Source organism: Streptomyces cellostaticus, assembly GCF_001513965.1.
Taxonomy (GTDB): domain Bacteria; phylum Actinomycetota; class Actinomycetes; order Streptomycetales; family Streptomycetaceae; genus Streptomyces; species Streptomyces cellostaticus.
Window position 1 is genome coordinate 98,507 of sequence record NZ_KQ948028.1, and the last position, 12,730, is coordinate 111,236.

10 protein-coding genes and 1 tRNA gene are annotated in these 12,730 nt (G+C 71.7%); all 11 read right to left on the bottom strand.

Going from position 1 to position 12,730, the window contains the following annotated elements; translation table 11 throughout:
* Positions 1 to 38: 38 nt before the first annotated feature.
* Positions 39 to 1,079 (bottom strand): polysaccharide pyruvyl transferase family protein, encoded by a 1,041-nt coding sequence (locus AQI88_RS25215; RefSeq protein ID WP_067003363.1) that lies wholly within the window; start codon positions 1,077 to 1,079, stop codon positions 39 to 41.
* A gap of 110 nt (positions 1,080 to 1,189) precedes the next feature.
* Positions 1,190 to 2,125, bottom strand: a complete 936-nt coding sequence (locus AQI88_RS25220; RefSeq protein WP_067003365.1) for an NAD-dependent epimerase/dehydratase family protein — start codon at positions 2,123 to 2,125, stop codon at positions 1,190 to 1,192.
* Positions 2,118 to 3,581, bottom strand: coding sequence for a UDP-glucose dehydrogenase family protein (locus AQI88_RS25225; RefSeq protein ID WP_067003366.1), 1,464 nt, complete (start codon positions 3,579 to 3,581; stop codon positions 2,118 to 2,120). The genes AQI88_RS25220 and AQI88_RS25225 overlap by 8 nt, the downstream gene beginning before the upstream one ends.
* Positions 3,582 to 3,817: 236 nt before the next feature.
* Positions 3,818 to 4,960: a GNAT family N-acetyltransferase gene (locus AQI88_RS25230; RefSeq protein ID WP_067003369.1), complete on the bottom strand. Its 1,143-nt coding sequence runs from the start codon at positions 4,958 to 4,960 to the stop codon at positions 3,818 to 3,820.
* Positions 4,957 to 5,628: a YveK family protein gene (locus AQI88_RS25235; RefSeq protein WP_067003371.1), complete on the bottom strand. Its 672-nt coding sequence runs from the start codon at positions 5,626 to 5,628 to the stop codon at positions 4,957 to 4,959. Before AQI88_RS25235 ends, AQI88_RS25230 begins: the two co-directional genes overlap by 4 nt.
* Positions 5,625 to 6,773 carry a glycosyltransferase gene (locus tag AQI88_RS25240; RefSeq protein WP_067003373.1) on the bottom strand — a complete coding sequence of 383 codons (1,149 nt, stop codon included), beginning with the start codon at positions 6,771 to 6,773 and terminating at the stop codon, positions 5,625 to 5,627. Before AQI88_RS25240 ends, AQI88_RS25235 begins: the two co-directional genes overlap by 4 nt.
* A complete protein-coding gene (locus tag AQI88_RS25245) occupies positions 6,770 to 7,552 on the bottom strand; it encodes a polysaccharide deacetylase family protein (protein ID WP_067003376.1) in 783 nt (260 codons plus the stop codon). Before AQI88_RS25245 ends, AQI88_RS25240 begins: the two co-directional genes overlap by 4 nt.
* Positions 7,542 to 9,296 (bottom strand): murein biosynthesis integral membrane protein MurJ, encoded by a 1,755-nt coding sequence (gene murJ / locus AQI88_RS25250; RefSeq protein WP_079057782.1) that lies wholly within the window; start codon positions 9,294 to 9,296, stop codon positions 7,542 to 7,544. The genes AQI88_RS25245 and murJ overlap by 11 nt, the downstream gene beginning before the upstream one ends.
* A complete protein-coding gene (locus AQI88_RS25255; RefSeq protein ID WP_079057796.1) occupies positions 9,293 to 10,636 on the bottom strand; it encodes an O-antigen ligase family protein in 1,344 nt (447 codons plus the stop codon). The genes murJ and AQI88_RS25255 overlap by 4 nt, the downstream gene beginning before the upstream one ends.
* Before the next feature lie 397 nt (positions 10,637 to 11,033).
* A complete protein-coding gene (locus AQI88_RS45170) occupies positions 11,034 to 12,194 on the bottom strand; it encodes a glycoside hydrolase family 16 protein (protein WP_244184300.1) in 1,161 nt (386 codons plus the stop codon).
* Between the two features lie 424 nt (positions 12,195 to 12,618).
* A tRNA-Arg gene (locus AQI88_RS25265) sits at positions 12,619 to 12,694 on the bottom strand.
* Between the last annotated feature and the right edge of the window lie 36 nt (positions 12,695 to 12,730).

Below are 12,730 nucleotides of genomic sequence, written 5' to 3' on the forward strand. Positions count from 1 at the left end.
ACTGCCTGCCTGCACGGCTTCTTCGGGAGGAGGGATCCTCACCCGCGTGGACGCCCGGCCGCCAGATGACACTGCATCCCCTGGGGGGCGAGTCCCAGCGTGTGGGCGACGTGCTCCTCGTAGGCGGTCGCGCGCTCGGCGAGCAGGGGCAGTGCGGTCGACAGGCGGTCCCAGTAACGGCCCGGCCCGCGCAGGATGCGACGGCACTGGATGGCCAGCGCCTCGGGGGAGAACGACCGGGCCGGATGGACGAACTCGGCCAGCCCGAGGTCGTGGAATGCCGCGCGGCCCGCGGGTTCGTCGCTGAGGTGGACCGCGGGCACGCCGGCCGAGAGGGCGAGCACGCACTCGCGCAGGAGGGCGGAGACCACGAGGGACGGTCCGGCCGCGGACGCGAGACGCGCGCCGAGCGTATGGGCGGGTTCCTCCAGGCCGAGCCGGGAGGCGAACCCGTGATCGTCGCCACCGGCGTCGGTGCAGCCCGGCAGTGCCGTGCGCAGGGGAAGCCCCGAGGCGCGCAAGTCCTCGGCGAACGCCCGGAGCCGGTACTCGTACTGCCCGGGTGCCCGCAACCGCTGTGCGACGAGCGCGACGGACCCGTCTCCGCGCCGGGCGGACGGCGCCTGCCGGGCCAGGCGCAGCAGGCCCAGGTCAGGCACCCGCATCGCGTGCGGGACGTCGTCCACGCTGAGGTCGTCGCGTACGGCCACCTGCGGCAGCATGCGCAGCCATCGCCCCAGCAGTGCTCCGGCCGGCCCGTTGAGCGGGCCCACGCTCTGCGGGAGGTAGAGGACGGTTGCACCGCTGTGCGCGGCCGCGTGCAGGTGCCGGCCGTGCGCCCGCAGGGTGGCGAGCCCTTCGCGCCAGGTCCGGGCCCGCAGGTAGCCGCCGGCCACCGCCACGACGGCATCGGCCTCGGCGATGAGCCGGCGGACGGGCCCGGAGCGGGCATCGGCCGCCACCACCTGGATGTCGTCCTCGGGTACACCGACCCGCCGGAGCAGACCGACGCTCTCCGCCACCAGAAGCTCGCTGCCCGCATGGATGTCACTGCGGGCGTGAATGACTACGATTCGCATGTTCGACGGCCCTTACCCTCGCCATTGCGTCCATCAAGATGTGTACGGTGCGGTCGCGGACCGGGACGGACGTGCCGTCCACGCTCCACGGCCGGAGCGAGCAACCCGTCTCATACGCAGGCGGGTCGGATCACGCTCGTAGGTGCGCCCGTGCCCGCACCCGCGCGGAACTCCGCGATGTAGTCGCCGAGGGCGATCCGGGGTGCCCAGCCCAGGGCCCGTGCCCTGGAGTTGTCGGCCCGGCCCCGGGGCCGTTCGCCCCGGCGGGCGGGCACCATCTCGATCGGGCCGCCGAACATCCGGGCCACGTCGATCACCCGGTGCTCCTCGCCCCGGCCCAGCAGGTATCCGTCGCCGGATCCCTCGGCCGCGCAGAGGAGAATGCCCTCGACGATGTCGTCGACGTGTGTGAAGTCCCGGCTCTGCGTGCCGGGCTCGACCACGGTGAGCGGCCGCCCGGCGCGGTACTGCTCCTCGAAGATGCCGATCACGGTGGCGTAGGTACCGGTCGAGATCTGGCCCGGGCCGTAGACGTTGTAGAAGTACGTGATGACGTAGTCGAGCCCGAACCAGTCGCCGTAGTTGCGCAGGTACTCGACGTTCTTCGCCTTGGTCCAGGCATACGGGTTGAGGTGCTCGTCGCGGCCGCCGTTGCCGAACTTGGAGCTGGAGGCGGCATAGACCAGGCGGGCCTCGTGTTCCTGGCACAGCGAGACGACCTCCTTGGTGCCGAGAAGGTTGAACTCCCACACCCGGTCGGGCTCGTCGAAGGACTGGGGGATGCGGGAGTACTCGCCGAGGTGGTGGATCGTGCCGATGCGGCCGAGGCCGTGTCCGGCCCAGATCTTGGCGATGTCGGCGGTGCTGCCTTCCAGGTACCGGACCCGGTCGTCCTGGACGTGGTTGTCGCGGCTGCCGGTGAAGTAGTTGTCGAGGGAGACGATGCGGATGCCGGGCGCCTGGGTGAGGAGCCTGCGGATCAGATGGCTGCCGATGAAGCCGGCGCCCCCGGTGACGAGGGTGAGGCCGTCGCGATCGTCAGACATGAGCCATCTCCTCGTGGTGGACGGACTCCAGCCGGGGCTCGCCGGCGGGCGCGTGGACGGTGCCGGTGCGGATCCGGTGTCCGGTGCCGCGGCCGAGGGCCCGGTAGGTCCAGCCGGCCTGACGCCAGGCGGCGGGGTCGAGGCAGTTGCGCCCGTCGAGCACCCGGGGGGCGGAGACGACCTTGCCCAGGACGACGGGGTCCGCGTCCCGGAACTCGGCCCACTCCGTGAGGACGCAGACCAGGTCGGCCCCGGTCGCGGCGGCCTCCAGGTCCTCGGCGTAGTCGAGCAGGGGTTCGGCGCGTCTGGCGTTGTCCGTGCCCATGGGGTCGTAGACGCGCACCCGCGCACCGGCCGTGCGCAGGGCCGAGGCCACGGCGAGCGCGGGCGAGTCGCGGACGTCGTCGGAGTCCGGTTTGAAGGTCGCGCCGAGTACGGCGACGGTGCGGCCGCTCAGATCGGGGCGGGGGTCGCCGGGGGTGCCGCCGAGCATGGCGGTGGCGAGCTCGACGGTCCTGGCCCGGCTGCGCTGGTTGATCAGGTCGACCTCGTGCAGCAGCTGCGCCGCGCCGTCGGCACCGAGTTCGCGCGCCCGGTGCTGGAAGGCCCTGATGTCCTTGCCCAGGCAGCCGCCGCCGAACCCCACACCGGCGCGCAGGAAGGCCGGACCGATACGGGGGTCGTGGCCCAGGGCCTTAGCGAGTTCGGTGATGTCGCCGCCCGCCGCCCCGCACACCTCGGCCATGGCGTTGATGAAGGAGATCTTGGTGGCGAGGAAGGAGTTGGCCGCGACCTTCACCAGCTCGGCGGTGGCAAAGTCCGTGACCAGGAGCGGGAGTTCACGCGCTTCCTGTTCGGCGAGCCGGTACAGGCCCTCGTGGGCGGCGTGCAGCCGTGCCAGTACGCTCTCGTCGCGTACGCCGAACACGATCCGGCTGGGGCGCAGGACGTCCTCTACCGCACGTCCCTCCTGGAGGAACTCGGGGCTCCAGGACACGTCGACCGCGAGGCCGGCGGGGGCGTGTTCCCGGGCCAGTCGCTCGAGGTGTTCGGCGGTGCCCACGGGGACCGTCGACTTGCCGACGATGAGCGCGTCCCGGTGCAGATGGCGGGCGAGCGCGGTCACCGCGGTCTCGACGTGACCGAGGTCGGCCCCGAGGCCATCGGGTCTTTGGGGTGTGCCGACGCAGATGAAGTGGATGTCCGCGAAGCGGGCTGTCTCGTCGATGTCGGAAGTGAAGGAGAGCCGGCCGGCCGCGATATTGCGGCGTAGCAGTGTATCCAGCCCCGGTTCATGGAAGGGCAGGGCGCCGGAGGCGAGCCGCGCGGCCTTCGCGATGTCGTTGTCGTAGCCGATCACGTCGTATCCGAGGTCGGCGAAACAGGCAGCGTAGGTGGTGCCGAGATATCCGGTGCCGATGAAGGAGATCCGTGGGCGTGGGGTGTCAGCGGACATCTGTCGGGACGCTCCGTTTCCTGATCTTTGCTCGGGTGACCGGCAGTGAAATGACCGCCACTCTCTCGGTCAGGAAATTCGGTGCGGGCGGCGAATTCATATATACACGGAAGTGGAGTCCGCCAAGGGGGATCGACGCGGCAGTGATTCATATTGTCAGCCAAAGGGCCGTCCCGGCTGATGCCCGGACGGCCCGTCATGAAATTCCGAAGTCGGTCACGGATGTGCGGAGTTCGTCAGGCTCCCTCGGCACCACGGTGGTTCTCGTTGCCGGCGCCGCTTCGCGACCGTGCCCGACTGCGCAGGATCTCCTTGGCCCGGTCGCGCGCGGCCGCCTCGCCGGCGGCGGCCGCCAGCAGCGGCGCGGTGCGGCGACGGGCCAGCAGAAGGCGCTGGTTGACCACGGACTGAGGGTGCCAGCGGTACTTGTACGGCTCGTTGCCGCGCAACAGGCTCAGCACCCGGTGCTCACCGGCGGCGAGGTACTCGGCCGACGCGCGCACCACCATCGTCGCCACGTCTGCCTTGCGCTCCCGCAGCAGCGGATGGACGCCGTACAGGTAGACGCCCGCCAACTGACGGGACAGCAGCGTCAGATCGACCGCCACGACCTCGTCCTCCAGCCGGTACTCCCGCACCAGCGCCTCGCCGGAGCGGGCCATGGGGACGGTCGACCGGACCAGGTGGTCGAGGAAGCGCGGCCGCAGATGCTCCGGCGTCACACCTCTGTCCTGCCATTGCAGTTGGTGCAGCTCCAGCATGCGCCGCAACGACGACGCAGTCTCCTCGGGGCCCACTGCACGCGACTCGACGCCGAGCCTGGTGAGCTTGTTCAGCTTGTTGCGGATCCGCTGGGAGCGCGCCTTCGGCAGCCGCCCGAGCAGATCGTCCATGGGAGCGGCGGGCAGTTCCAGGCACTCGGAGTCGCGCAGCCGGTGACGCGGGCCGCGCCAGCAGCGGTAGACCCGCTCCACCGCGGCGCCCGGCCGCACCTCGCGGAAGTCGATCAGCGCGGCGCGGGCCTCGTCGTGCAGGGCGTCCGCCAGCGCCAGCGCGCCCTGCCCGGCCGCCTGCTCGTCGAGGAGCACGTCGCAGAAGTCGGTGATGGCGCCGCCGATCGGCACCAGGGCGGGCAGCGGGTAGGACACGCGCATGAGCGGGGCGACGGCCACCAGCGTTCCCCGCCTGCGCACCAGGACCAGCCGCAGCCTGCCCGGCCTGCCGTAGGACAGCCACCACGAGTGCACCCAGGCGAAGCTCTGGAACGGCGTCGCCGCCGGACACGCCCGGTGCAGGCGCGCCCACTCCTCGGCCAGCCCGGCGAACATGCGCTCGTCGGTGCACATCTGGACCGACAGCGGGCCGCCCGACGCGGTCATCCCACCTGCTCCTGCACATCACCGGCGTGAGCCGGAGCCGGCACCGACGCGCGGGCCGTATCGGCGTCGTCCGTGCTCCGCCGCGGCCGGACCAGCAGCGCCAGGCCGCCCAGCAGGCCTCCCATGCTGGCGCCCACGAGCGTGGTGAGCTTGCGGGACGCGGACGAGGGCTGGGCGGGCTTGAGGGCGTGGGAGAAGTTCACCAGCCTGATGCCGGTGTCGCGGGCGGCGTGTCCGGCGTGCTCGGTCAGCGAGCGGGCCACGGCGTTGGCGATGTCGGCGGCCTGGGCGGGGCGCGGGGAGGTCGCCGAGATCGAGACCATCGGCGCGTCGGGCGAGGTCGCGGACCGTACGCTCGTGCGCAGCGTCCCGACCGGAACGCCCGCCCACACCTGCGCGTCCCCGAGCACCGCGAGCTGCGTGGCGACGCGGCCGTACGCCTGCGCGAAGCCCAGCGCCGTCTGGGAGTCGAACTGCTGGTTGACCGGTACGGCCATGACATAGCTCGTGGCCGTGTACTGCGGGGTCTGCACCGTGCCGTACACGCCTCCGGCCGCGGCGCCGAGCAGTACCCCGGCCGGCAGCAGCCAGCGCGCAGGCAGCCGCACGGCGCGCACGAGAGCCAGGAGGCGACGTCGTGCGGTCTGGGGGGAGGTGTCGGTCGTCATCGGGGCCTCACTTCCAGGGGCGCGTCGGAAAGGACTGCCGCATACAGATCCATCGTCTGCCGGGCGATGTTCTGGATGCTGTTGCGCTGTACGACATCCGGGACGGTCCGCTCGCCGGGATGCGCCGCGTACAGGCGCAGCAGCTCCCGCCCGTACTGCTCGGCACTGCACGGGACGTGCCAGGCGGTCGGTACCGCGTCGGCGGGCAGGTCCGAGACGGCCGGGGCGGCCGTGTACAGCACGGGGAGCCCGGCCGCGAGTGCCTCCACCACGGCCATGCCGTAGGTCTCCATGGCCGACGGGGCGGCCAGCACGTCCATCGCGGACATCAGGTCGGGCATGCCGGGCGCGTCGTCCCCGGGGTCCGGTACGTACGGCCGCTCGCCCGTCATCACGACCCGGTCCGCGACCCCGAGTTCCCGGGCGGTGCGCCACAGCGCCTCCTTCTCGGGCCCGTCGCCGGCCAGCAGCAGCCGTGCGCCGGCGGGCAGGTGCGGCAGCGTGCGCACGAGCACTTCGAAGCGCTTGCCGGGAATCAGCCGGCCGACGCCGCCGACGACGTACGCGTCCTCCGGCAGCCCGTAGAAGTTCCTGGCCGTCTTGCGGCGCACCTCGTCGAACCGGAACAGGGCCGGGTCGAAGCCGACCGGGATGACGCGGATGCGCGACCTCGGCACCCCCCAGGCCCGCAGATCCTCGGCCACCGTCGGCGACACCGCGACGGTGACGCGGCCGAGGCGCTCGCCGAGCAGGTACAGCGCGCGGACACCGGCGGTCCGTCGCCGGCCCTCCATCTCCGCGTCGTTCAGGCTGTGTTCGCTGGCCACCACCGCCCGCACCCCCGCCAGGCGTGCGGCGATCCGTCCGTAGAGGCACGCCCGGTACAGATGGGTGTGCACCAGGTCGTAGCCGCCGGCCCGGATCAGCCGGACGAGACGGGGCAGGGCGCGCAGGTCGCGGTTGCCGCTCATGCCGAGGTGGCGGACGCGGACGCCGTCGGCCCGCAGCCCGTCGGCCACCAGCCCGGGGCTGGTCAGCGTGACCACGTCGCACTCCGCCTCCGGCGGCAGGTGGCGCAGCAGCTGGCGCAACTGCTGTTCGGCACCCCCTGCCTTGAGGCCGGTGATGATGTGTAGCACTCTCATGCGGTCTTCTCCAATGCGCGGCCCCACGCACGGGCCAGCCGTCGTTTCAGTTCCAGATGCACCGCGGTGTCGGCCTGCCTGATGTGGATGCGGGGCAGTGCGAGATCGCCGGCGGCTGCGGAGCCGGGGGCGATGGCGCAGGCGTACCGGTAGCCCACGCTGCGCACGGCGGCTCGCACGCGCTCGTCGACCGTGCCGTACGGGTAGCAGAAGCCCCCGACCTCACCACCGGTGATCCCGGCGAGGAGGGTGCGGCTCTCGTGGACCTCGGCGTGCAGCAGATCGTCCGGGAGACCGGTGAGGTCGGTGTGGGTGAGTCCGTGCGAGGCGATCTCCATGCCCGAGGCCGCGGCCCGGCGGACGCCGTCCGCGTCGAGCAGCGGCTTGCACGGTCCGTACGTCTCCCAGTCGTTCTCGCCGCCGAGCCGCCCGGCCACCAGGAACACGGTGGCCGTGCACTGCCAGCGGTGCAGCACGGGCAGGGCGGCGGTGACGAAGTCGGCGTAACCGTCGTCGAAGGTGAGCCCGACCAGGCCGCGTTCCTCCCCTCGGGCACGCGCCGCGAGCAGTTCCCGCACGCTCACCCCGCGCAGGCCCCGGCCGCACAGCCAGGCGAGCTGGCGGTCGAGGCGGCCGGGGGTGACGGTGATGTCGTGCGGGTCCTGCCGGCAGTCCGAGACGGAGTGGTACATGGCCACCCAGGCGCTCGGGCCGCGTCGGGTACGCCCTCGTGCGGCCGGCGCGGCCGCGTCACGGGATACCGAGGCGTCAACGACCATGGCGCAGCTTTCGTGTGAGGGAGCGTCGGACGGTGAGTGAGGCGGAGCGCATCAGCGCCCGGGCATCTGCCGCGTCGAGGACCCACGCCAGCAGCAGGAAGACGGCGGTCACACTCACACCGCCCGCGGCGACCGCGGCCGGCGGCGAGGTGAACGCCCGCGTGCAGACGAACCCCGCTCCGGCTGCGCACACGGCCGCTACGGGGGGCTTGGCCAGTTCGCCGACGAGCCGGCGAACGCGCACGGGCACGCCGTGCGAGCCCAGCCCGTGCAACAGGATCAGCGCGGTCAGGGTGATCCCGGCCGCGTTGCCGGCGGCGATGCCGCGTGCGCCCCAGTGGTCCGCGCTCCAGGCGTCGATGCCGGCGGTGGCGACCATGCCCACGGCCATCGCCCCCGCCGGGTACCAGGTGGCGCGCCCCGCCGAGAAGTACGACCGCATGAGCGCCCCCACCAGCGTGTGACCGAGCAGCCCGAGCGTGTACACCCGCAGGATGCCGGCGGTCGACGCGGTGTCCGCGGCGGTGAACGCGCCACGCTGGAAGAGGAGTTGGACGATCTGTGGTGCACAGACCACGATCGCGGCGGCGCCCGCCAGCGCGATGGAGGCCACCAGCACCAGGTCCCGCTCGATGCGCTCCCGGGCCCGCCGCAGGTCGCCCTGGGCGATGGCCTGCGCCACCACGGGATAGGTCACGATGGCCAGCATCAGCGCCAGCATCATGGGGAACTGCCCGACTTTCTGGGCGTAGTTGAGGTGCGAGATGGAGCCGCTCGGCAGCGCGGAGCCGAAGTAGCGCTCGACGAGGACCTGTGAATGGCGGCACAGCGAGAAGAGGAGAACCGCGCCGACGAGGGCGAGCGCGAGCGGCCGGCGCTCCTCCCCGGCTTCCGCGGACGCGGGCTTGCGGGGCCCGTCGGAGATCCTGCGCCACAGGGAGAGCGCCTGGACGGCGACCATGAGGCACCCCCCGAGCGCGACGCCGAATGCGGCGGACCGCACGCCCCAGTGCCCGCCGAGGACGAACATCGTGACGATGATCGCGGTGTTGGACGCGAGGGAGATCGTCGCGGGTGGGAGGTACGAGCGGTGCGCCCGCAGCGCCGCGCTGCAGTACCCGGCCAGTCCGAAGGTCAGCACGCAGGTCGCGGTCATGCGGGTGCAGTCCACGGCGAGGGACGGATCGGGCAGGCCCGGCGCGAGGACGGAGACCAGCGGCGGCGCCGCGGCGATGAACACCGCGGCCATGGCGGCGAGAGCGAGGCCCAGCCGTGGCAGCGAGGCGGCGATCAGCGCCCGCACCGGGTCGGGTGAGGTGACCCCCTGCGCCCGTCGGGCCAGCGCCACGCTGAACGCCGGGACCAGCGCGATCACCATCCCGTCCTCGATCAGCAGCGACCCGGCCAGCTCGGGCAGGGTCCAGGCCACCAGGAGGGCGTCGGTCTCCCCGCTCGCCCCGAAGAAGTGGGCCAGGGACTGATCCCTGACGAGCCCGAGCAGCGCCCCGGCCATGGACAGCACGGAGGTGAGCAGGGTCGCCTTCGCGAGGACGCGGCCCGAGGGGGCCGATGTGGGCGCGGTGTCCGCGGCACGAGCGGTGGCCCGGCCTCTTCCCGGGGCGTGCTCCTGCCCGGCATCGGGCAGGCCGGCCGGCTCGGGACCGGCCGACGTCGAGTCGTCGGGCGTGACCGGAGTGATCGCCGTGTGCCCGGGCGTGTGGTGCGTCGTCGGCGTGGGCCTCATCGCGGGCTCTCTTCCGGCGGCACGGTCGTGGCCGGCGCTGCGTCGCGGGCCAGCGCCCACCAGGCCGCGAGTCCGAAGTCCAGGGCCACCAGCGCGGCGGAGCCTCCGCCGACGTCGGAGTACACGAAGTCCATGAGCTGCCACAGGAGCAGGCCACAGCCGACGAGCGCGCAGTCCTGGCCGTGTTGGGCCGTGCGGGTGCGCAGCAGTCTGCCGAGCCCGCCCACCAGCAGGGCCAGCCAGCTGCCCGCCACCGTCACCAGGCCCAGCAGGCCCTGCTCGCTCAGGACCTCCAGGTACATGTTGTGCGGGGAGAGGAAGGGCTCGCGGTAGAAGCCGTGGCCGGCTCCGTCCGTGTCGGAGGCCGACTGCAGCGAGAGCGGGGCGTGGCTGTCCCGGTACTCGGGGAAGGCCTTCAGCCCCACACCGGTCAGCGGCTGGTCCCGCCACATGCCGACCGCGGCCGACCACAGCGCGTACCGGTCGAGGACCGACTGGTCCGGGGCGTCGGCGACCTGCGTGATGCTGCCCAGCCGCTCCTGCAGCAGCGCCGTGCCCACGCCCAGCCCGCCGACCAGCACCACACCGGCCGCGGCCGCCGCCAGGAACACCATCACCGCGCGCCGCACCCCCGCCAGCAGCAGCTGTGCTCCGCAGGCCGCGACCGTGGCGATCCAGGCACCCCGGCTGAAGGACATGACGAGGGGCACGAGGAGCACCAGTGCGCACACCGCGGCCACGATCCGCTGCCGCTGGGACGAGGACCCGAGCGCGAGACCCGTGGCGGCCACCACCCCGGACGCGACGACCGTCGCCATGCCCATCACTTCGGTCGGCCCGAACGTGCCCACCGCCCGCACGAACTCCCCGTCGTACGCGGCGCCCGTACCGGTCAGGTACTGGTGCACCCCGATCCCGCCCTCCCACACCGCGAGACCGGTCACCGACCAGGCCACCAGCCGCATGTCACGGCGGTCGCGCAGCAACAGCAGCACTGCGACCGGGACGAGCACGAACACCTGGATGTCGCGGACCAGTCCCACGATGCCGTCACCCGAGTCGGGGGTGACCGTCGCGGCGACCGCGAGGCCGATCACCGGGAGCCCGAGGACGACGGCCGCCGCGCGGGTCAGCGAACGCCGGGCCAGGCGTGCGGTGTGTACGACGGCCCAGAGCACCAGCAGGCCGCAGGCCGCGTCGGCGGGCGTGGCCCGGCCGTCTCCCACCTTGGGCAGCCCGATCAGGGCGATCAACGCCACGACGGGCAGAACGGGGGCGGCCCGGCGCAGCGCCGGCAGGGACGGCGCCAGGGGTGGGGCGGGTGCGAGGGCGGCGCTCACCGGCACTCAGCTCCCCGGCGGCCGTACGGAGCGGGGGCGGCGCTTTCCGAAGTCATATGGGGTCGATCTCCCTGCATTTCGTGGGCGTGGCCCCGTTGCACGGTCACGGGCGCCGCCGTACGGCACGGAAAAGAGATTCTGAACCAGCGGCAGGAGACCTGGATCGCGCTGTCGATGTGAATTCACCGGGCCTGTGGGACCGTGAACAGCGACCAGGCCGGTTCTCGTTTTCGGGGCGAGCACCTCTATTGCTGTATATATTTATCTGAGAACTTGCCGACTGTGTCGGAAATGCGAAGTCGGCCGGGTCGTGTCCCGGACCTCGGACACCCGTTGGGCGCACCCCGCACCTCGAACGGCTCACCGCCTGGGGCTTCCGGGTCCTGGCGGCACCGCCTCATCGGAAGACGCGCACGTAGTCGGTGCTGAAGGTGATCGGGTCCTTCGTCTTCGGAACGGGGTGGAGAGTGCCCGCGGAAATCGAGAGATTGACGTTCAGGTAAGCGGACCAGTTCGGGTCCACGCCGCGCCCGTCCTGGTAGACCAGGGCGCCGTTGACGTACCAGTCGGCGGAATGGGTGCCCAGCAGCACACCGATACGCATCCAGCCCTCCTTGCCCGGGGGACCGATGACGTCGTAATTGGCCGCTTCCCGGACGTGGTTCGCCATTTCCAGCAGGTCCGGGGCGTCGGGATGGTATTCGAACACGTCGATCTCGTGGCCGTCGCCGACCCAGGTCCACACCGACGGCCAGGCCCCGACCGTGGCGGGCAGCTTCACCCGGGCCTCGACGTAGTCGCCGGGCCGCAGCCGGAATCCCTCTCGGGAACCTTCCGTGGTGATCAGCCCGGTCTCCCAGGCCTGGAGACCGTTCTCCAGGGTGTGCCGGCCGGGTCGGGCGGTGAAAGTCGCCATTCCGTCGGCGATACGCACGTTGCCGGGATTCACCCAGTCGAGTTTGTAGTACTTCGGATTGTGGGTGCCGTATTCATAGGCGGAACTGGCCTCGCGGGTCCAGCGGTTGCCCCACGTGAAGGGTGCGTTGAAGTCCTCCGCCCAGGCGAGTTTCCTCCCCGTGGACGGCTCCACGTTCCGGCCCGTCGAGACGACCCGGAGCCTGGTCTTTCCGAGCGGGTGGTACCCGGTCTCGTCCTCGTAATAGGCGTACTGGGTGTAGGTGCCCGCGCGGAAGGTGCGGGGCTGGGTGGTGAAGGCGAAGCCGCCGGGGCAGATCCGTGCGTTCTCGGCCGCGCCGGGGTAGTCCAGGCGGTTGTCCAGCCCGTCCTGCACGGCCACGCCCACCTTCCGGACCGTGATGCATGCGGACGCGCGCAGCTTCAGCGTGGCGGCCACCGCGGTCCCCGGCTGGGCGCCGGACGGGGTGAGGCTGTCCTGCACGATCCCGTCGGCCGACCGGCTCCCGCTGCCGGGCCCCGGGGCCGCGACGGACGGACGCGATCCCTTACTGTTCCTGTGCGGCAGGGTGGCATGTGCGTGACAGGCCAATGACACCGTCCCGGCCATCATCAGCGCCGCGACGCGGATTACCGTCCTCATGCACCGGACCTCCTCCACCTTGCCGTCGCCGCCGACTGAATGGCACTTGCTCATTCACGGGTGGCGATCAAGGGCAGTAGATCATGTCATTTAGCGAAGAACCATTATGGTGAGCTTTGATGTCCAGGTGTCGGATTGATATGAAATTCGTACATCCATATCGGGGGGCATCCGGTGTTCAAAGTGGCCGAAATCTATTCCACTGAGGCCCTGCCTGGACAGCAGCGGCATGGTCCGGATGCAGACTGGTCGACGGAGGGCCGGCGCTGGAGTGTGACGTGACAACGGCTTCACGGGTTCGATCCGCGCCCGCGCCGTGTCGGTCGTGGATGTCGGAAGTCGCCCTGCGGCCCCGGAGTCTGCCCTTGCTCAGGGTCGTCGGCCCCGAGCAGCAAGAAGCCCTCCCGGTGGGGAGGGCGAGGGATGGCGCCCCCGGCAGGACTCGAACCTGCGGCCAAGCGCTTAGAAGGCGCCTGCTCTATCCACTGAGCTACGGGGGCCTGGTGCGGGACAAGGATAAGGCTCCCCGTTCCTCG

Coding starts and splice junctions, on each gene's coding strand:
- AQI88_RS25215 (WP_067003363.1), bottom strand. CDS start 1,079: ATGCGAATCGTAGTCATTCACGCCCGCAGTGACATCCATGCGGGCAGC.
- AQI88_RS25220 (WP_067003365.1), bottom strand. CDS start 2,125: ATGTCTGACGATCGCGACGGCCTCACCCTCGTCACCGGGGGCGCCGGC.
- AQI88_RS25225 (WP_067003366.1), bottom strand. CDS start 3,581: ATGTCCGCTGACACCCCACGCCCACGGATCTCCTTCATCGGCACCGGA.
- AQI88_RS25230 (WP_067003369.1), bottom strand. CDS start 4,960: ATGACCGCGTCGGGCGGCCCGCTGTCGGTCCAGATGTGCACCGACGAG.
- AQI88_RS25235 (WP_067003371.1), bottom strand. CDS start 5,628: ATGACGACCGACACCTCCCCCCAGACCGCACGACGTCGCCTCCTGGCT.
- AQI88_RS25240 (WP_067003373.1), bottom strand. CDS start 6,773: ATGAGAGTGCTACACATCATCACCGGCCTCAAGGCAGGGGGTGCCGAA.
- AQI88_RS25245 (WP_067003376.1), bottom strand. CDS start 7,552: ATGGTCGTTGACGCCTCGGTATCCCGTGACGCGGCCGCGCCGGCCGCA.
- murJ (WP_079057782.1), bottom strand. CDS start 9,296: ATGAGGCCCACGCCGACGACGCACCACACGCCCGGGCACACGGCGATC.
- AQI88_RS45170 (WP_244184300.1), bottom strand. CDS start 12,194: ATGAGGACGGTAATCCGCGTCGCGGCGCTGATGATGGCCGGGACGGTG.